Genomic DNA, 19,579 nt, shown 5'->3' on the forward strand with positions numbered 1-19,579 from the left:
TGACAAGAAGCAAACCTAGGTGCCCGCGGTGAAGAACGCGGCGAGCCGGGTGTTGATGTTCTCGGCGATCTCGTTGGCGGCACGATCCTCGGCGTCACGCACCGCGCGGTTGCGGGCGAAGCGCTGGTAGGAGCCGGGCATGTCATAGGACACGCGCGAGAACGTGGAGCCGGTCATCACCGACTTGCCGGTCGCGACCTCGATCAGATTATACTGGCAGTCGATGCCGTAGTTTTCGCTGTTCGGCAGGCCGGTATTGGGATCGACGATCAGGGATGACCTGCTGGAGTTGAAGCGGATGTCCAGACGATGGGTGGGCGGCATGCCCGTGGCCGAGCCGTAAAGCTTAAAGGCGAGGGCGTTGCGGACTTCCACGCCGACCCGGGCCTCGCGTGAGGCGTTCGCCTTGCTGATGGGCGGAAGGTCGACCCCCATCAGCTTCTCGCGCAGGCCGGGGGTGCCGTCGGTATGTTCGGCATACATCGGCTGGAAACAGCCAGCCGTCAGCGCCGCCAATGCGGCAACCGCCAGCAAGCGCGCTGCGATGCGGATCCTAGCCGACAACATTCACGATCCTCTTGGGGACGATGATCACCTTGCGGACGGGCTTGCCGTCCAGGGCCAGTTTTACCGCATCGAGGGCCAAAACGGCAGCCTCGATTTCCGGATTCTGGGCCGCTGTTGCAACCGTGACATCACCCCGCTTCTTGCCGTTGACCTGAACCACCAGGGTCACGCTGTCTTCAACCAGCAAATCGCGTTCGATTTGGGGCCAATTGGCCTCGGAAACCAGCCCCTCATGGCCCAGCACCTGCCAGCACTCCTCGGCCAGATGCGGCATCATCGGGGAGAACAGCTGGACCAGGATCTGGCTGGCCTCCCGGATCGCCCAAGCCAAGTCGGGAGAGGGTTGGCCGGGGCGCTGCAGCACCTCCGAAAACGCATTGGCGAATTCGCGGATATGGGCAAGGCAGACGTTGAAGTGCAGCCGCTCGATGCCGGTCGTGACCTTGTCCAGCGCGCCATGGGCGGCCTTGCGCAGGGCGGTCGCATCCGCCCCGAACGAAGCCGGCCGCGCCGCGGGCGCGCCCTTGCCGAACTCCAGTGAGTCGTTCACCAGCCGCCACAGCCGCTGCACGAAGCGCGAGGCGCCCTGGACGCGCTCGTCGCTCCAGATCACGTCGCGGTCGGGCGGGGAGTCCGACAGCATGAACCAGCGCGCGACGTCGGCGCCGTAGGTCTCGATGATGTCGTCGGGGTCGACGGTGTTCTTCTTCGACTTCGACATCTTCTCGATCGGGCCGACGGTGATGTCCTCGCCGGTCGCCAGCAGAACAGCACGCCTGCCGTTGCCGCCGACTTCGATCTTGACCTCGGCCGGCTGCACATAGGTGCCGTCGGCCTTCTGGTATGTCTCGTGCACCACCATGCCCTGCGTGAACATGCCGGCGAACGGCTCGTCCATCGCGATGTGGCCGGTTGCCTTCATCGCGCGGACGAAGAAGCGGCTGTAGAGCAGATGCAGGATCGCATGCTCGACGCCGCCGATATACTGGTCGACCGGCATCATCCGGTTGGCGACCGCAGGCGTCGTCGGCGCGTTCTCGTTCCAGGGATCGGTGAAGCGCGCAAAATACCAGGACGAGTCCACGAAGGTGTCCATGGTGTCGGTTTCGCGGCTAGCCTTGCCGCCGCATTGCGGGCAGGTGACGTGCTTCCAGGTCGGATGGTGGTCGAGCGCGTTGCCCGGCTTGTCGAAGGTCGCATCGTCCGGCAGCTTCACCGGCAGGTCGGCATCCGGCACTGGCACCACATCGCACTTGGGACAGTGGATGACGGGAATCGGGCAGCCCCAATAGCGCTGACGCGAAATGCCCCAGTCTCGCAGGCGGAAATTGACCTGCCGCTCGCCGACCGGCGCGTTGCCGCGCAGCTCGTTTTCAAGACGTTTTGCGATTTCGTCCTTGGCCTGCTCGATGGTCATGCCGTCGAGAAAGCGCGAATTGATCATGCGGCCGTCACCGTCATAGGCGGTGTCGGTGATTACAAAGGTCTTCGGATCCTGGCCCTCGGGGCACACCACCGGCGTGTTGCCGAGATTGTACTTGTTGACGAAGTCGAGGTCGCGCTGGTCATGCGCGGGGCAGCCGAAGATCGCGCCGGTGCCGTATTCCATCAGCACGAAGTTCGCGACATAGACCGGCAGCTTCCAGGTCGGATCGAACGGATGGACCGCGCGGATGCCGGTGTCAAAACCCTGCTTCTCCGCGGTGTCGATGATCTCCTGCGCGGTGCCGATCTTCTTGATCTCGGCGATGAACTCCGCGAGCTTCGGGTTCTTCGCGGCGGCGGCGGTCGCCAGCGGATGATCGGCCGAGATCGCCATGAACTTCGCGCCGAACAGCGTGTCGGGGCGCGTCGTGAAGATCTTCAGCTCGCTCTCGCCGGCGGGCGTCGAGCCTTCAGGCAAGGTCTTGGCATCCAGCGCGAAGCGGACCAGCAGGCCCTCGGAGCGGCCGATCCAGTTGCGCTGCATCAGCCGCACCTTGTCGGGCCAGCGATCCAGCCCGTCCAGCGCGGACAACAGCTCCTGCGAGTACTTCGTGATCTTGAAGACCCACTGGCTCATTTCCCGTTGTTCGACAACGGCGCCCGAACGCCAGCCACGGCCGTCGATCACCTGCTCATTGGCGAGCACGGTCATGTCGACGGGGTCCCAATTCACCTTGCGCTTCTCGCGCTCGGCGAGGCCGGCGCGCAGGAAGTCCAGAAACATCTTCTGCTGGTGCTTGTAATAGCTGGGATCGCAGGTCGCGATCTCGCGGCTCCAGTCCAGCGACAGCCCGATCGAACGGAGCTGCTTCTTCATCGAGGCGATGTTGTCGTAGGTCCAGGCCTTTGGCGCGACCTTGCGCTCGATCGCGGCGTTCTCGGCCGGCAGGCCGAAGGCATCCCAGCCCATCGGGTGCAGCACGTTGAACCCCTTGGCGCGCATGAAGCGGGCCAGCACGTCGCCGAGCGTGTAATTGCGGACATGGCCGATATGGATGCGCCCGGATGGGTAGGGGAACATCTCCAGCACATAGTATTTCGGCCGCGAATCGTCGTTCCTGGAGACGAAGATGGCCTGTTCGTCCCATTGGCGTTGCCAGCGCGGTTCGGCGTCGCGGGCGTTGTAGCGTTCGGAGGTCATGGAATCGTTGGGTTTTCGTGAGTTCGGGCCGTCTAAAGACGGCGGACTAGGCCATAGAAGTCCTCAAGGGGTCAATGGGTTGCCGCGGGGGCGGGTCTGCAAGGCCGCTCTCCCCGCATAACTACTGAGGCCGCTGTTGGGGGGCGATTAAGAGGTCGATGCGAGGTTGCAAGCAGATACAACCCCCCAATGCCCGCGATGGACATGAGCTTCGACGATCTCGATCACGACTATGCCGCCTCTGTCGCCGATAGGGCGATGCGCGGCATGGCCGAGCAACGGATTCCGCCGACGCCGAACAATTTTGCGGTCTGGTTCCATTATGTCGCGGGCGCCCATGACGATCTGCGCAACGCCATCGATCTCCTGATCGACCACAATCGTCCGTTCGACGTCCGAACCAATCAGGACCTGTTCGAGACCTATGTCGCGCCCAACGCGGGCGCCGCTGCCTCCGAGACGTCCAAGCGCCTGCATGGGCTGATGGGCGCGGCGAAGGAATTTCTGGCGACCGCGATCGCCGACAATCGTTCCCAGCTGCAGGCGATCAACGACGTCGCCGATCAGGGCCAGGCCGGCGTCGATCCGAAGGCGTTGGTTTCGCAGCTGATGAACGAGCTGGCGCGCGCCGCCACAAGGGCGACGCGACTGGAGGCGGGCTTTGCGGAAAAGGCCCGCGAGCTCGACGTGATCCGCGATTCGCTCTCCAAATCCGAAGAGCGCGCACGGACCGATACGCTGACCGGGCTGGCGAACCGGCGGGCGCTGGATGAATTCCTGCGCAAGGCACAGGCGACCGCAGAATGGGGCGAGCCGCTCAGCGTGCTGATGCTCGACATCGACCACTTCAAGACCTTCAACGACAATTTCGGCCACGGCGTTGGCGACCAGGTGCTGCGCCTGATGGCAAAGGTGCTGCGCGAAAAGGTGCGCGTCGATGATCTGCCGGCGCGCTATGGCGGCGAGGAGCTGATGGCGGTGCTGCCGGACGCCGATCTTGCCGCCTGTGCCGAGATCGCCGAGCGTATCAGGCGCGCGATCGGGGAGTGCACGATCACGCGCCGGTCGACCGGCGAAGTGTTGCCCAACATCACCGTGTCGATCGGCGTGGCGCAGTATCGGGTGGGTGAGGCGATTGCGGATCTCGTCGAGCGCTGCGACCGCGCGCTCTATCTCGCCAAAGGCGGCGGCCGCAATCGCGTTGTGACGGAAAACGAGCTCGATCGCGCCTGGGCCGCGGGCTAGTTCTCCGATGAAGGTGAAGACAGCGTCGCCGCGGGATCAGCCCGCCATCGCGATCTCGGTCGTGCTGCCCTCGATCCGCAGGATGCCATGTTCGACGACATTGTTGCGGCCGCGGTGTTTTGCGGCGTAGAGCGCAGCGTCGGCGGCTTCGATCAGATCACCCGGACGCAAGGTCTCGTTGGGCCGCGTGGCGGCAACGCCGATCGATACGGTGACCACCATGTGGGCGGACGTGATGTGCGGCAGGCAGAGCTTCAGCACGGCCGCGCGCACCAGCTCGCCGATCTCGACCGCGCGCATCACATCGGTGTTCGGCAGCAGCAGGCAGAATTCCTCGCCGCCATAGCGCGCCGCGAAGCCCATGGTGTCGGCGGCGATGCCGGACAGCGACTCGCCGAGCCGGGTTAGGCAGGAATCGCCTTCGAGATGGCCGTAGGTGTCGTTGAAGAGCTTGAAGTGATCGACGTCGATCATCAGCAGCGCGAGCTCGCTGCCATATTGCTGCGCGCGCATCCATTCGAAATCGAGCCGGCTCTGGAAGCCGCGGCGGTTGGCAAGTCCCGACAGCATGTCGATCGATGCCATCACCGTCAGCCGGTCGTTGCTCGCGATCAGCTCGCGCTCGCGCTGGCTGAGCTGGGCGGCCATCGCGTTGAACGCGCGCGCCAGCGGCACGAATTCGGACGGCAGGCGATTGCGCGCGGCGCGGGCCGACAGATCGCCCTCGCCAAGACGCTTGGCCATGTCCGCGAGCATCTCGATCGGCTTGATCACGAGCTTCTCGGCGGCGATCAGCGCGCCGAGCAGCACGAACACGACGACGAAAGCAAGCTGGAGATAAGCGGTGCGGATGTCGCGGCTGACCGCTGCCGACACCTTGTCCTCGTCGATGCTCGCGATCAGGCGGGCATTGGTGCCGGCGATGCGGGTGAAGCTGACCGCGCGCCGTGAGCCGTCAGCGGCGAGGAACGACAGCGAGCCTTCGTCCTGGTTCGAACGCAAGGCCATATCGGCGATGGCCGACATCAGCGGCATGTTGTCGAGCGGACGTCCGACCGCGCTGTGCTGGTCGGCGGGCGCGGCCAGCACGGTGCCGGCGCTGTCGACCAGCACCGCCGCGATGCCGGCGCGGCCGCCCAGATTGTTCATGACCTTCGACATCCAGTCGAGATTGACGGTCGCGAGCACGACGGCGTCGGCGACGCCGCTGAACGCAGAGACCGGATACACCGCCATGACGGTCGGTGTCTGCACGGGCCGCGATAGAATGAAGTCGGACAGCACGAAGCGGCCGGTCTCCTGCGCCTGCTGGAAATAGGGCCGGTCGCTGAGGTCGAGGCCGACATACATGTTGTTGGTCGCGCACTGGATGCGGCCGTCCTGGCCGGCGATCAGCAGCGTGCGGATCCAGGGAAGGCTCGTCGGCAGGCTCGCGCGCAGCACGTCGCAGCTCTTGCTGACGCCGCCGGCGGAAGCGCGGATGAAGGCCTCGGATTTCAGGATGGTCTCGACCGACGAGATCACCTCGCGTTGCGCATCGGCGCTGTGCCTCGCCACGGTGGTGAATTCGGCCGTGGCCTGCGCAATCTGTTTGGTGCGGGTGTCTTCGAGCGAACGGATGCGCTCGAGCATCAAGGGGGCCACCAGAATCACCGCGAGCAACGCAAGCCGTGCCCGGATTCCGAGGACCTGCTTGAGTTTTGCTCGTTTGCGGTTGAAACTAACGTTTGCCATCTTCGCGACCCACCCCATGTGGCAAGGTAAAGCGAAGGGTTCAAAAACCCTTTCTTGAACTTGGTAAAATTGGAACTACCTCCGCTACGGACACAGCCAATCGACGTCATGACAGAAGCCAACGCCGGGCCGGTAACCGGCCATTCACCAAACGCGCTCGCCGCAGTCGAGGCGGAAATCGCGCGCGCCTGCAAGGACGCGCGGCGCGATCGCGCCGCGGTCACTTTGATCGCGGTGTCCAAGACCTTCGCGGCTGATGCAATTATGCCGGTTATCGGGGCCGGACAGCGCGTATTTGGCGAGAATCGTGTCCAGGAGGCTAAAGGCAAGTGGCCTGCGTTAACGCCTGCTTACCCCGATATCGCGCTGCATCTGATCGGACCACTGCAATCCAACAAGGCGAAAGAGGCGGTCGCGCTGTTCGATGCCATCCATTCGGTTGACCGTCCGAGCATTTGCCAAGCGTTAGCCAAAGAAATCGAATCCCAGAAAAAACACCCGCAGCTCTTCGTCCAGATCAACACCGGCGAGGAGCCGCAGAAGGCCGGCATCGCGCCCGGCGAGGCCGATAGCTTCCTCGCGAGCTGCCGCGACTCCTATGGCTTGACGATCTCCGGCCTCATGTGCATCCCGCCGGTGGACGAGCCGCCGGCGGCGCATTTTGCGCTCACGGCCAAGATCGCCGCGCGCAATGGCTTGCAGAACCTGTCGATGGGCATGAGTGCGGATTTTGCCACTGCCATCATGCTCGGCGCCACGCATGTCCGCGTGGGGAGCGCGATCTTCGGGCATCGGTGATTGCCGTCGGCGAAGGCCGGGAGGCCAACACGAGCTCTCTCATTCGTCATTGCGAGCGCAGCGAAGCAATCCAGAATCTTTCCGCGGTGACAGCCTGGATTGCTTCGCTTCGCTCGCAATGACGGCGGTGGGTGAGGTGTCTATTCGAACCCCGCCGACACCTTCCCCAGCACGCCAAAATCCACCGCAAAATGATCGCCCGCCTCGATCGGCAGTGGCGGATGGCACGTTCCTGTCGTCACCACCTCCCCTGCCCGCAAGGTGATGCCAAGCCCGCGCAGCTCGTTCGCGAGCCAGGTCAGCGCGACACGGGGATCGCCGAGCACGTTCTTGCCGTGGCCGATATAGCGCTGGCCGCGCAGCGCGATCTCGGGCCGTTCCTCGATGAGATCCATCGCGCGCCAGTTCGCGGTGGTCGGCGCGCCGAGCACGAACAGATGCGCGCAGGCATTGTCTGCGATGAGCTGGGCCTCGCCGGCGCCGGCGAAATCGGCAAAGCGCGAATCGGGAATCTCGATGGCCGGATGCAAGGTGTCGACGGCGGCGAGCACCTCGTCGACGCTATAAGGCTCAGGCCGTGGCGCCAGATCGCGCCCCATGCGGAAGCAAAATTCCGGCTCGCCGACGCGCATAGCGTTGCCTTTCATCGACGCGGTGCCGCCATCGGCGATGACAGTGTCGCTCAAGATGCGTCCGGCCATGGGACCTGCGACATTGATGTGCTTCTGTCCGGCCTCGCTGGTTGCCGCGATTTTCCAGCCGAACAATTTCCCGGCCGAATGCGTTTCGAGAGCGGCCTGGACGGCGTAGCCCTCGGCGCGGCTCCGCGGCCGCAAGCTCGCCTCGAGCGCCTCAAGCTTGGCGCCGTCGCGCCAATGTTGGACGAGGACGCGTGACGCGGCGGCGATCTGATCCTTGTCGAGCATGTGTCCTCACCCGATGATGATTCTTGTTCGCGGTCCCAGGCGCCGCAGCAATTGCAGCATCGCAGATTTCCTCATGGAGACGCAGCCCGCGGTCGGACCGAAATTGTCGCGGGCCAGGTGTAAAAACACCGCGCTGCCGCGGCCGGCGATGCGTGGCCTGGTGTTGTGGTCGATCTCGATGATGAAATCGTAGAGGTGATCGGCGCGCCTGAGCCGGTCGCCGCCCTGCTCGCTTCCGAGCCGGATCCACTGGTTGTAGTGGCGATCACTAGGATCTTCGCACCAGGCGTCTGCGCCGGTGATGGTCCGGGCCGGCAGGAGGGTTTGCGGCCGGCTGTGGCGGTCGCCCCGCCACCATAATTGCTGCGGCCTGAAGCTGCCCCTGGGGGTGGCACCATCGCCCTCGCGTTTGTTGGCCAAAATGCCGCCGCGCCCCAGCGCCACCGGAATCGTCAGCTGTCCGGCGGTGAGCCAGCCCCGGCGTGGATTGCCGGCGGCAGGCTTAACGCGGATCGTCGAGAGCTGGCCGGAGTGCCGAATCTTGGTGTAACCGATTGAATTGACGTTGTTTTTCATGTGAAAGCGCGGTGTCGAATTCATTACAGGACATTCATCAAACCGCCCTGCTATTCTGGGTTAGAGTAATTCCGGCTTGTGAATCGGTAACAGCCCACTACTTCAACACGAACAACAATAAAAACAGCGACCCCAAAACTTCCCGTTACGGCTGGGTGCGGCATGCATGCGCGCCGAGCCGGACCCCAAAAGGATGACCCGCTATGGCCAATGCCCGCAAGATCCTGATCGTGGATGACGATACCGATCTGCGCGATACGTTGGTGGAGCAATTATCGCTACACGAAGAATTTGAAGCCTCGGCCGTCGATACCGGCGCCAAGGGCGCCAGCGCCGCAAAGGCCAACGCCCCTGATCTCGTCCTGATGGATGTCGGCCTCCCCGACACCGATGGCCGCGAGGTGGTCCGCTCCTTGCGCAAGGGCGGGTTCAAGGCGCCGATCATCATGCTCACCGGGCATGACACCGATTCCGATACGATTTTGGGACTGGAATCCGGCGCCAACGACTATGTCGCAAAGCCTTTCCGCTTTGCCGTGCTGCTCGCCCGCATCCGCGCCCAGCTTCGCCAGCACGAGGCCAGCGAAGACGCGGTGTTCTCGGTCGGGCCCTACAGTTTCCGTCCCGGCTCCAAGATGCTGACCGCCGCCAACGCGCGCAAGGTGCGGCTGACGGAGAAGGAGACCGCGATCCTGCGCTTCCTCTACCGGGCTGGCCAGATGCCGGTGTCGCGCGAGACCCTGCTCCAGGAGGTTTGGGGCTATAATTCCGGCGTCACCACCCACACGCTGGAAACCCACATCTACCGCCTTCGCCAGAAGATCGAGAAGGACGCCGCCAACCCGGAAATCCTGGTGACGGAAGCCGGTGGCTACAAGCTGGTGCCGTGATACGCTTCGGGGGCGTGCGAATCGTTTTAGATCGCGTGCCCTTGAGCCTCGGATCTGAATGTCAATCGACGACGACGTAGCGCTGCTCGAGCGTGTCCCGACACTGCGCCTGTTGGGAGACGCCTCGTTGCGCATGCTGGCGATCGGCTCCGAGCAGCGTGATTTCGTCCGCGGCGATGTCCTGTTCAATCTCGGTGACGACGCCGACGCCGGTTTCGTAGTTCAGCGCGGCGCCTTTCGCGTCGATGACGGCGCCGGCGCCGAAATAATCGCGGGCCCCGGCACGTTGATCGGCGAACTCGCACTGGTCGTGCCGATGAAGCGGCCGTCGGGCGCGATCGCGCTGGAGCATTCCTCAGTTATCCGCGTCGCGCGCAGCCTGTTTCAGCGCGTGCTCGAGAGCGACCCGGCTGCCGCGCTCCGCCTCCGCGACGAATTCGCGGTGCGCTCCAGTCAGATTGCCAGCGACATCTTGATGGCCGGTGCAAAGCTGAGCACGTAGGTCTTTCTGCTCGTCATTCCGGGGCCGCGCAGCGCGAACCCGGAATCCATGGAGCCGCAGAGACTGTAGATGAACGGATTCCGGGCTCGCGACTTCGTTGCGCCCCGGAATGACGAGAGATCAAACCTCCAGCGTCACCGTCACCGGAACGTGGTCCGATGGCCGCTCCCACTTTCGCGCGTCGCGCAAAATTCTGAAATCGCTGACCGCGTCTTTCAGCGCGCGCGAGACCCAGATGTGGTCGAGCCTGCGGCCGCGGTCGCCGACGGTCCAGTCGGCGGCGCGGTAGCTCCACCACGTATAGACCTTTTCCGACATCGGAATGCGCTCGCGCGCGACGTCGATCCATTCGCCGGCGTTCAGCGCGGCCTGTAGCTTCTCGGTTTCGATCGGCGTGTGCGAGACCACTTTCAGAAGCTGCTTGTGCGACCACACGTCGTTCTCGTGCGGCGCGACGTTGAGATCGCCGACCAGGATATGGCGGTCCTCGCCGCGCGGATGCAACGGCTCGCACGCCTTCATCTCGTCGAGGAAGCGGAGCTTGTGGTCGAATTTTTCGTTCAGCGCGGGATCGGGAATGTCGCCGCCGGCGGGCACGTAGAAATTATGCAGCACCAGCGGTTTTGCGATTTGCGCTTTCTCGCCGAACGACACCGAGATGTGGCGCGAATCCACCTTGTCGCAGAAGGTGCGGATGTCCTTTGACTCGAACGGAATCTTCGAGACGATGGCGACGCCGTGATAGCCCTTCTGCCCGTTCAGCGCGACATGCTCATAGCCGAGCCGCTTGAAGCGCTTCAGCGGAAAGGCGTCGTCGATGCACTTGGTCTCCTGGAGGCACAGCACATCCGGCCGCGCGCTCTTGAGAAACTTCGCGACGAGATCGATGCGCAGCCGCACCGAATTGATGTTCCAGGTTGTCAGGGAAAGACGCATGAGATTGATCTAACAAACTCTATCCGTCATGGCCGGGCTTGACCCGGCCATCCACGCCTTTTTTGTAGGCTCAGAACGTGGATGCCCGGGACAAGCCCGGGCATGACGATCGTCGGAGCAGCGAGCAGGTCTCAACCTGGCGATGGGCCGTAATTTGTAAAATCGATCTTGAACATGCTGGGATCGAGCTTCTTGCCCGCATCGAGATTATAGACCGCGATCGTGGTGTCGTAGCCCTGCGGGTCGGTGACGGTCCATTGCTTCAGCTGGCCGTCCTTGGCGCCGATCATCAGCATGAGACGGCTGGTGCCGACGAGCGCTTGCTTCTCTTCGATCGTCACGCTGACGAAGGCGTCGTCGGCAGTGACATTGACGACGTTGGTGTCCTTCATCAGGTCGATGCGGTCCGACAACAGAAAGCGCAGCGGCGTCTGCGACAGCGGATAGACGTCCTGCGTGGCGAGCTTGCGGTCGCGCACCACGACTGACGATCCGTCGGCGATGATATCGATCGGGCTCGGCGGATCATATTCGAAGCGCACCTTGCCCGGCTTCTGGATGTAGAAATCGCCCTGGGTCTTGCTGCCGTCGGGGCCGACCTGGACGAAATTCCCGACCAGCGTCGACAGCGAGGACAGATAGGCGCTGACCTTGGCCGCCTGCGCCTTCTGGTTCGCATCGAAGGTCTGGAAGATGCTGCTCGGCACGTTGCGGCGCGGATCGGGAATGATCGGATTCGGTGGCGCCTGCGTCGCGCCCGTGATCGACGGCCCCCCCGAGGGCTGAGCACCGTCGCGGCCTTTCGGTGCGGGCTTCGGTACCGGCACGGTCTGCGCGACCGACGTAGCGGTCACCATCGCGGCGGTGACGAGCAGCACACCCGCCACGCGCGCGCTTCGCGCGGCGATGGAGGCAGCGAATCGAATGTCCGGATGTCTGATCAACGCGTCGTCCTGTGTGGCTAGGCGTCGTTTTAGCGTGATTTCGGCCAAAAGCAGATAACGTTTTTGCGTGAAAAGATCATTTCGAGGCCCCTCGCCTCACATGTGGCTGTCTTCTTCCTCGACCAGAATCTCGCGCTTGCCGGCGTGGTTGGCTGGGCCGACAATGCCCTCCAGTTCCATGCGCTCCATCAGCGATGCGGCGCGGTTGTAGCCGATTTGCAGGCGGCGCTGGATGTAGCTGGTCGAGGCCTTGCGGTCGCGTTTGACGATCGCAACGGCCTGCGCGAACAGATCGCCGCCGCCGTCCGCGCCCATTCCGGTTGCGTCGAACACCGCGCCGTCCTCGTCCTCGGTGGGCTCTTCCGCCGTGACCGCTTCGAGATATTCCGGCTGACCCTGCGTCTTGAGGTGACGCACCACCTTCTCGACTTCCTCGTCGGAGGCAAAAGGTCCGTGTACGCGGCTGATGCGGCCGCCGCCCGCCATGTAGAGCATGTCGCCCTGACCGAGCAGCTGTTCGGCGCCCATCTCGCCGAGGATGGTGCGGCTGTCGATCTTGGAGGTGACCTGGAAGGCGATGCGGGTCGGGAAGTTCGCCTTGATTGTGCCGGTGATGACGTCGACCGATGGACGCTGCGTGGCGAGGATCACGTGCAGGCCGGCGGCGCGCGCCATCTGCGCCAGGCGTTGCACCGCGCCTTCGATGTCCTTGCCGGCGACCATCATCAGGTCGGCCATTTCGTCGACGATGATGACGATGTAGGGCAGCGGTTCGAGCGAGAGCTTCTCTTCCTCGTAGATCGCCTTGCCGGTCTCCTTGTCGAAGCCGGTATGCACCGTGCGCGTCGGCTCTTCGCCCTTGGCCTTCACTTCGAGCAGGCGCGCATTGTAGCCGTCGATGTTGCGCACGCCGAGCTTGGCCATGTTCTTGTAGCGCTCTTCCATCTCGCGCACGGCCCATTTCAGCGCGACCACCGCCTTCTTCGGATCGGTCACGACCGGTGTGAGGAGATGGGGAATGCCGTCATAGACGGAAAGCTCGAGCATCTTCGGATCGACCATGATCAGACGGCACTGATCGGGGCGCAGCCGGTAGACCAGGCTGAGGATCATGGTGTTGATCGCGACCGACTTGCCGGAGCCGGTGGTACCGGCGATCAGCATGTGCGGCGTGCGCGCGAGATCGATGATGACGGGATCGCCGCCGATGGTCTTGCCGAGGCAGAGCGGCAGTTTGGCGACTGTCTCCACAGTCTCCTTGGCGACCAGCAGCTCGCGCAGATAGACCTTCTCGCGATGCGCGTTCGGCAGCTCGATGCCGATGGCGTTGCGGCCGGGCACGACCGCGACGCGCGCCGACAGCGCGCTCATCGAACGGGCGATGTCGTCGGCCAACCCGATCACACGTGACGATTTGATGCCGGGCGCTGGCTCCAGCTCGTACAGCGTGACAACGGGGCCGGGATTGGCCTTCACGATCTCGCCGCGCACGCCGAAATCCTGCAGCACGCCTTCGAGCGCGCGCGAATTGGCTTCCAGCTCGGCCTTGCTGAGCGGCTGGCGATCGCCGGCCTTCGGCGCGGCCAGCACGGACACGGACGGAAGCTCGAACTTGTCGGAGGATTTCTTGGAAGCCGCCTTGGGCGCGGCCTTCTTGCGCGGTGCGCGCGCGGCCGGCGCCTCCTCTTCCTCCTCCTCGTCTTCTTCCTCGTCGTGCTCGTCCTCGTACTCTTCGTCCTCGGACTGCGGCGAGATCGAGGGGGCGGCGCGGCCGCCGCCGAGATTCGGCTCCTGGCGGCTGAAAGAAACCGCCTTGGCCTTCGGTCCGCTCGAGACCAGCGAACGATAGGCCGTGCCGAACAGCCAGATTAGGCGCGCCTTGGTGCTCATCAGCGCGTGGAACAGCCAGCCGAGCGACACTGAGCCGCGATCGCTGTCCTCGTCTTCGTCGAGCGGCTTGTCGTCGTCCTCGATCTCCGCGAGCTCGTCGTCATGCTCGCGCGCACCGAGACCGCAGGCGATCAGGAAGGTCGCGGCCAGTGCAACGAACAGGATGGTTCCGAGCACCATGCGATAGATCGCGCCGGCCGGCCCAAAGATCACCGCGGGTGCCCGCACCAGCGCATCGCCGACCACGCCGCCGAGCCCGGTCGGCAGCGGCCAGGCGCCGCCATGCGGCCAGCAGCTTGCAAAGCCCGCCGCAATCACCGTGCACAGAATCCAGCAGCCGAGACGCAACGCCTCGCGATCGAACGGCCGATGGGTCATCATGCGCCAGCCCCACACCGCGACCGTCAGGATCAGCATGATCGCGCCGAGCCCGAGGATCTGCATCGCAAGGTCGGCGCCGATCGCGCCGGCATAGCCGAGAATGTTGCGGATCGGCCGCGAGGTTGCGTGGCTGAGGCTCGGATCCTGCACCGACCAGGTCATCAGCGCCGCGGAGGCGATTCCTGACAGCGTGATCAGGCCGAAGCCGGTGAGCTCGCGCACGCGCCGGCTCAGCGCCTCGCGGATCGATGGCGGCAGGTGGCCGACCAGGGGAATGACACGTTCGATTGCCGACATGCTCACGGGCCCCGCCTAACCCAGAGTCTCGACCAGGCGGTGCAATGCCGCCGCCGTGGTCTCGCCATCCTGCACCAGCGCCAGGCGAATGAAGCCCGCGCCGGGATTGAAGCCGTCGGGCTGGAGCCGCGCCAGATAGCTGCCGGGCACCACGCGCACGCCTGCTTCCTTGAAGAGTTTCAGACACACCGATACGTCGTCGCCAAGCTCTGACGTGTTGAGCCAGACGCAGAAGCCGGCGTCGGGCCGGCGATAGCCGTAACGATTGCCGATGATCTGGTCGGCGAGATCGAACTTGATCCGGTACAGCCTGCGGTTCTCCTCGACATGCGCCTCGTCGCCATAGGCAACGGTCGCGACATGCTGGAGCGGCACCGGCACCTGGGGCGCCGCGATGTTGCGCAGCTCGAGGAACATGCCGATGAATTTCTTGTCGCCGGCGGCGAAGCCGACGCGCAGGCCCGGCAGGTTGGAGCGCTTCGACAGCGACTGGAACGCAACCACGCGGGTGAAGTCGGGGCCGGCGCATTCGAGCGCACTGCCCGGTGCTTCGCGGGTGTAGATTTCCGAGTAGCACTCGTCGCTGAGGATCACGAAGCCGTAGCGGTCGGCGAGCTGCTTCAGCCGTCTGAAATAGCCCGGCGAGGCGACCGAGCCTTGCGGATTGGCGGGCGAGGCCAGATAGAACGCGACCGTGCGTGCCAGTGTCGCCTCGTCGATGGCATCGAGATCGGGCAGGAAACCGTTTTCGACGGTGGTCGGCAGATAGACCGGCTCGCAGGCCGCGGCGCGGGCGCCGGCGCCATAGACCGGATAGAACGGGTTCGGCATCAGGATCGCGGGCTTGCCGGGACGCGGGCCGACATAGCGCGCGGCTGCGATCGCTGCGAGGAACAGCCCCTCGCGGCTGCCATTGAGGACGAGAATCTCGTTCTCGGGGTCGAGCGAACGCGGCAGCCTGAAGCGCGACGACAGCCAGGCGCTCGCTGCTTTGCGGAACGGGTCGGTGCCCTTGTTCATCGGGTAGCGGCCGAAATCGGCGATGTGCTTGGCGAGCACCGGTCCGACGAAATCGGGCACCGGATGCTGGGGTTCTCCGACCGCAAGCGTAATCAAGGGCTTACCGGGTTGATGCGGCGCCAATAGCTCGTTCAGCCGGACGAAAGGCGAGCGTTCGCTATCGGAGCTTCCGCCTTCCAGCGGCGCACGGGATGAAGCGGTCATAGCCATTCTGGACGCCAGCACTCTTGGAACAGCCGGTCGCGCGAAAGCGCCGGCGGGAAGCGGTTCAGTTCACCATAGATAGGGCGAGGTTAAGACGCGATTAACCATCGGTCGGCCGGCCCGTCCAGAGCTGAATAATTAGGCCGGATAACAACGGGATGCGGGGCTTATTCGCGTCGTTACGGCACGATCGCATCGCCGACGCGATCGCTGCCGTCTGACCCTTGATCCGCTGGCGAGCGACGCGGCTAGTGCGCCGGCAGCTTCTCGAACGTCGTCATCCCCGCGGGGATCGTGTGGAACTCCTGCTTGTCGCAGGTGTAGATCGCCATCTGCGGATGAAACTGCTTGGGTTCGTCCAGCGTGCCGACCTTCACGATCGTCGCCGGCAGTCCCGGAACCTTTGTCACCAGATGGGTGCCGCATTCGGCGCAGAATTCTCGGGTGACGGCACGGGCGAGGTCCTTGCGCGTGAACTGCCTGGGCTGTCCGGTGACGTAGGAGAAGCCCGCCGCCGGCATCGCGATGAACGTGTTGGGCGCGCCGCCCGAGATGTACTGGCACTCGCGGCAGTGACATTGGGCCTGCATCATCGGATCGCCCTCCGCCACGTAGCGCACTTCGCCGCAATAGCATCCGCCTTCCAAACGCATGACGACCTCCCGGTTTGTTGTTCGTTGTGGTCGATATTTCTGCGCCGACCACCTGGAATGGCAATCTTTTTCTTTTGCCTGAGCGGATAAAAAGAAATCGCCCGGCGACCGGTCCTGCGGCAACTATCTCTTTGCAAGCCCGCAGCCGTTGAATCCTCGTCCGCGCCAGCACCCGCTGCTCATGCACTCGGCTTCCAGCCGCGGGCAAGCGGTCGAAGCGCAATCCGGGCGGCCGCCGCGACTGACGCAGGCCGTGGCGCACCTGCTTCGCATGAACGAACAGCTCATCCCGCTGCCGGTCTGCCGGGATTGCGCTGCGCCGCCCTGGTCTGGCGGCAGCACCGCCGTCTTGTCGTCGCGCTTGGTCGCCCGCTTCGAATCAGGCTGAGCCGGACTTGCGGCGGGGCTCTTTGCTGACAATTTGGACAGCTCCATCCGGCACGGTCGACTGGTCTCGGTACGGACGCCGGCGCCGGTGGTTTCTCTCAGCTCGAGTGCGATCTTGTACTGATAGGGCGCGCCAGCAGTGCGGCGCATCGGATCATTCTCGCCAAACAGCCCGTTGACAGTGACGGTCGCACTGCCGTCGGCCTCGATCTTCCCGTCATAGAGTGTCGCACCGGGCTTGCCCTCTTCCCCGAAGAGAGTGTGCAGCACGCCGTCCTTGATGCGCAGGGCATACTGGAAATAGGCCTCTGGAAATGGAGGCTTGTTCTCGCAAGTTTCCTTCGCGATCCACGTTCCATCGAATGCGGTCACGCGCTTGGCGGCGTCCGCTGGTTTCACCAAGGCCTCGATGCGCGATTTCGCCAAGTCAGCGAACGCACAATTTGGAAACCGAAGGAGATGATCCTTGAGAGCCGCCGCCGTTCCGATCGCTTCCGCGCTGCGCCAATGATCTCCGGCCTCCGCACAGGGATCGGCCTGAGGCGTCGCAGGCGACAACGCCGCCGTCTCGGGCTTGCCGTTCAGGTAGAACTCGCCGAAAAACGACAGCGACAGCTCCGGCACTTGCGAGCCTTTGGAGCGTTGATAGACGCCGGCACTGATCGTCTGAAAGACCGTGTTGATGCTGTCCCTGTCGCGGATGTGCTCCAGGAACGCGCTGGTATAGGGGCTGTTGCGGCCAATGCCGTCGTCGGCGGTCCGGCCGGCCTGTGTCGCATAGGAGATGATGGTGCCCTCCGGACTTTCCATCTTCGCAAGGCCGCGTGCAACGGTGACGCCGCGACCCTGTCCAACGTTCCGCCGCAGCTCGTCGGCAAACGGGTTGTCGCGGCAGGCATCGAGCACGAGAATCCGCAGGTTCTTTGCCTGCTGCAGGTCGGCGAGAATCTCGTCGGCGCGCACAAGGCGCCGCAGATCGACCTCGTCGCGGACGACGGCATCGACAGGCACCAGATAGTTGACGCCTGCAAACTGGAGCGCGTGCCCGCTGTAATAGAACAGGGCCACATCTGCGCCGCGGGCTTCGCGCGCGAAGCGAAGAATGGTGTCCTGCATGGCGGACTGATCGAGGTCGGTCGCGACCAGAGGATCGAAACCCGATCGCTTGAGGGCCGCGCCGACGTCGGCCGCATCATTGGTAGGATTGGCGAGCGTGGGAACGTTTCGATAGGCGCCGTTGCCGATCACCAGCGCGACGCGCTTGTCAGCCCGGGCGTCAAGGCCCGACAGGGCAAGCAACAAGAAACACCAAGCGAGGCAATGCAGCAGACGCATGAAAATCCTGCTCCAAACGGAGAGCATGATATTCAACAAGCTCGCGGCAATGCAATTTAACTTATGGCCACCGGGCGCTGCCCTCGGGGCAAAAAAGAAAGGGGCTCCAACTTGCGCTGGAGCCCCTCAACGGTCGGGGCATTGCCGGGTATGTGCCCAAACCGTAGTTGTGGACGCGATCCCCGAGGAGATCGCGCCCCGGGAGGAGAGTTACATGTTGTAGGCGCGCTCGGTGTGCTCGGTGATGTCGAGGCCTTCACGCTCGGTCTCGACATTGGCGCGGAGGCCAACGATCACATCGACGACCTTGTAGAGGATCGCCGAACCGACGCCCGACCACACCAGCGTGGTGCAGACGGCCTCGATCTGGGAGATCATCTGCGCCGTGAAGTCGTAATCGGCAACCTTGGGCGGGATCGCGGTGTAGTCGATGATGCCCGCGCCGCCGAGGGCCGGGTTGACCAGGATGCCGGTGCCGAGAGCGCCGACGATGCCGCCGATGCAGTGCACGCCAAACACGTCGAGGGAGTCATCGTAGCCGAGCGCGTTCTTCACCACGGTGCAGAAGAACAGGCAGACCACGCCGACCACGAGACCGAGGACGATCGCACCCATCACGCCGGAGAAGCCGGCCGCAGGCGTCACCGCCACGAGGCCTGCGACAGCGCCGGAGATGACGCCGAGCACCGACGGATGACCCTTCACGATCCACTCCGCGAACATCCACGACAGCGCGGCGGCTGCGGTGGCGACGAAGGAGTTGGTCATGGCGAGGGCTGCGCCGCCGTTGGCTTCGAGGTTGGAGCCGGCGTTGAAGCCGAACCAGCCGACCCAGAGCAGCGAGGCGCCGATCATCGACATGGTCAGCGAGTGCGGAGCCATCAGCTCCTTGCCGTAGCCGGTGCGCTTGCCGATCAAGAGAGCGCCGACGAGACCTGCAATGCCGGCGTTGATATGCACCACGGTGCCGCCAGCGAAGTCGATCGCGCCCTTCTTGAAGATCCAGCCGGCGTCGGCGTTGATCTCGTCGAGCTTGGCCTGAGCCGCGGTCTTCGCCGCCGCGTCACCCGCAGCAGCAAGCGCCTTGGCCGCATCCTGGATCGCGTCCGGGCCGGGCCAGTACCAGACCATGTGCGCGATCGGGAAATAGATCAGCGTGACCCAGAGCGGGATGAACAGGGCGATCGCCGAGAACTTCATGCGCTCGGCGAAGGCGCCGACGATGAGGGCGGGCGTGATCGCCGCGAAGGTCATCTGGAAGCACACATAGACGAGCTCCGAGATGTTGGCGTCGACGCTGAAGGTCGCAGCCTTCGAGTCGGTGGTGACGCCCATCATGAAGGCCTTGGAGAAGCCACCGATGAAGTCGGAGCCGCCGGTGAAGGCGAGGCTGTAGCCGTACACGGCCCAGATCACGGTGACGACGCAGACGGTGTAGAACACCTGCATCAGCACCGAGAGCATGTTCTTGGAGCGGACGAGGCCGCCGTAGAACAGCGCGAGACCCGGGATCGTCATCAACAGCACCAGCACTGTCGATGTCAGCATCCAGGCGTTGTCTCCCTTGTTGACCGTTGGCTCGGCATAGGCTGCGGTCGCAGCGAACAGGCCGACTGCGAGAGCCGCCAATCCCGCGCCATAGGGACGCTTAAACGTCATTTCATTTAC

16 protein-coding genes are annotated in these 19,579 nt (G+C 64.1%); 4 read left to right on the plus strand and 12 right to left on the minus strand.

Annotated features, from left to right (window positions below; genetic code table 11):
• Positions 1 to 15 precede the first annotated feature (15 nt).
• Positions 16 to 567, minus strand: a complete 552-nt coding sequence (gene lptE / locus ABIB73_RS13840) for an LPS assembly lipoprotein LptE (RefSeq protein ID WP_354224890.1) — start codon at positions 565 to 567, stop codon at positions 16 to 18.
• Positions 554 to 3,193, minus strand: coding sequence for a leucine--tRNA ligase (gene leuS / locus ABIB73_RS13845; protein ID WP_354224891.1), 2,640 nt, complete (start codon positions 3,191 to 3,193; stop codon positions 554 to 556). Before leuS ends, lptE begins: the two co-directional genes overlap by 14 nt.
• Before the next feature lie 198 nt (positions 3,194 to 3,391).
• Here leuS and ABIB73_RS13850 point away from each other — a divergent pair, with 198 nt between their 5' ends.
• Positions 3,392 to 4,438 (plus strand): GGDEF domain-containing protein, encoded by a 1,047-nt coding sequence (locus ABIB73_RS13850; RefSeq protein ID WP_354224976.1) that lies wholly within the window; start codon positions 3,392 to 3,394, stop codon positions 4,436 to 4,438.
• A gap of 36 nt (positions 4,439 to 4,474) precedes the next feature.
• Here the strand turns inward: ABIB73_RS13850 and ABIB73_RS13855 are convergent, their stop codons facing one another.
• Positions 4,475 to 6,172 (minus strand): diguanylate cyclase domain-containing protein, encoded by a 1,698-nt coding sequence (locus ABIB73_RS13855; protein ID WP_354224892.1) that lies wholly within the window; start codon positions 6,170 to 6,172, stop codon positions 4,475 to 4,477.
• Between the two features lie 108 nt (positions 6,173 to 6,280).
• On the opposite strand from ABIB73_RS13855, the gene ABIB73_RS13860 reads away from it, so the two are divergent.
• A complete protein-coding gene (locus tag ABIB73_RS13860) occupies positions 6,281 to 6,970 on the plus strand; it encodes a YggS family pyridoxal phosphate-dependent enzyme (RefSeq protein ID WP_354224893.1) in 690 nt (229 codons plus the stop codon).
• A 140-nt stretch (positions 6,971 to 7,110) separates the two neighbouring features.
• Here ABIB73_RS13860 and ABIB73_RS13865 read toward each other — a convergent pair whose 3' ends face one another.
• Together ABIB73_RS13865 and ABIB73_RS13870 are read right to left on the minus strand one after the other, a co-directional pair.
• Positions 7,111 to 7,896: a 2-keto-4-pentenoate hydratase gene (locus ABIB73_RS13865; protein WP_354224894.1), complete on the minus strand. Its 786-nt coding sequence runs from the start codon at positions 7,894 to 7,896 to the stop codon at positions 7,111 to 7,113.
• A 6-nt stretch (positions 7,897 to 7,902) separates the two neighbouring features.
• Positions 7,903 to 8,472 (minus strand): L,D-transpeptidase family protein, encoded by a 570-nt coding sequence (locus ABIB73_RS13870; RefSeq protein ID WP_354224895.1) that lies wholly within the window; start codon positions 8,470 to 8,472, stop codon positions 7,903 to 7,905.
• Positions 8,473 to 8,675: 203 nt separating this feature from the next.
• On the opposite strand from ABIB73_RS13870, the gene ABIB73_RS13875 reads away from it, so the two are divergent.
• Together ABIB73_RS13875 and ABIB73_RS13880 are read left to right on the plus strand one after the other, a co-directional pair.
• Complete coding sequence (locus tag ABIB73_RS13875) at positions 8,676 to 9,362, plus strand: response regulator transcription factor (RefSeq protein WP_007598630.1); 687 nt, start codon at positions 8,676 to 8,678, stop codon at positions 9,360 to 9,362.
• Positions 9,363 to 9,420: 58 nt separating this feature from the next.
• Positions 9,421 to 9,864 carry a Crp/Fnr family transcriptional regulator gene (locus ABIB73_RS13880; protein ID WP_354224896.1) on the plus strand — a complete coding sequence of 148 codons (444 nt, stop codon included), beginning with the start codon at positions 9,421 to 9,423 and terminating at the stop codon, positions 9,862 to 9,864.
• A gap of 120 nt (positions 9,865 to 9,984) precedes the next feature.
• On the opposite strand, the gene xth is transcribed toward ABIB73_RS13880, so the two are convergent.
• The 7 genes from xth to ABIB73_RS13915 all read right to left on the minus strand — a co-directional run bounded on the left by xth (position 9,985) and on the right by ABIB73_RS13915 (position 19,570).
• A complete protein-coding gene (gene xth / locus ABIB73_RS13885) occupies positions 9,985 to 10,800 on the minus strand; it encodes an exodeoxyribonuclease III (RefSeq protein WP_354224897.1) in 816 nt (271 codons plus the stop codon).
• A 131-nt stretch (positions 10,801 to 10,931) separates the two neighbouring features.
• The gene (locus tag ABIB73_RS13890) at positions 10,932 to 11,687 is read right to left on the minus strand and encodes an outer membrane lipoprotein carrier protein LolA (RefSeq protein ID WP_354224977.1); all 756 of its coding nucleotides are present in this window, start codon (positions 11,685 to 11,687) and stop codon (positions 10,932 to 10,934) included.
• A 153-nt stretch (positions 11,688 to 11,840) separates the two neighbouring features.
• On the minus strand, positions 11,841 to 14,318 hold the full coding sequence (locus tag ABIB73_RS13895; protein WP_354224898.1) for a DNA translocase FtsK: 2,478 nt from the start codon (positions 14,316 to 14,318) through the stop codon (positions 11,841 to 11,843).
• A 9-nt stretch (positions 14,319 to 14,327) separates the two neighbouring features.
• Positions 14,328 to 15,542, minus strand: a complete 1,215-nt coding sequence (locus ABIB73_RS13900; protein ID WP_354224899.1) for an aminotransferase class I/II-fold pyridoxal phosphate-dependent enzyme — start codon at positions 15,540 to 15,542, stop codon at positions 14,328 to 14,330.
• 242 nt (positions 15,543 to 15,784) lie between these two features.
• Positions 15,785 to 16,189, minus strand: a complete 405-nt coding sequence (locus ABIB73_RS13905) for a GFA family protein (protein ID WP_354224900.1) — start codon at positions 16,187 to 16,189, stop codon at positions 15,785 to 15,787.
• Between the two features lie 123 nt (positions 16,190 to 16,312).
• Entirely contained in the window at positions 16,313 to 17,911 is a 1,599-nt protein-coding gene (locus ABIB73_RS13910; RefSeq protein ID WP_354224901.1) for a caspase family protein, read from the minus strand.
• 210 nt (positions 17,912 to 18,121) lie between these two features.
• The gene (locus ABIB73_RS13915; protein WP_354224902.1) at positions 18,122 to 19,570 is read right to left on the minus strand and encodes an ammonium transporter; all 1,449 of its coding nucleotides are present in this window, start codon (positions 19,568 to 19,570) and stop codon (positions 18,122 to 18,124) included.
• Positions 19,571 to 19,579: the final 9 nt, after the last annotated feature.

It is taken from the genome of Bradyrhizobium sp. F1.4.3 (genome assembly GCF_040548375.1).
Taxonomy (GTDB): Bacteria; Pseudomonadota; Alphaproteobacteria; order Rhizobiales; family Xanthobacteraceae; genus Bradyrhizobium.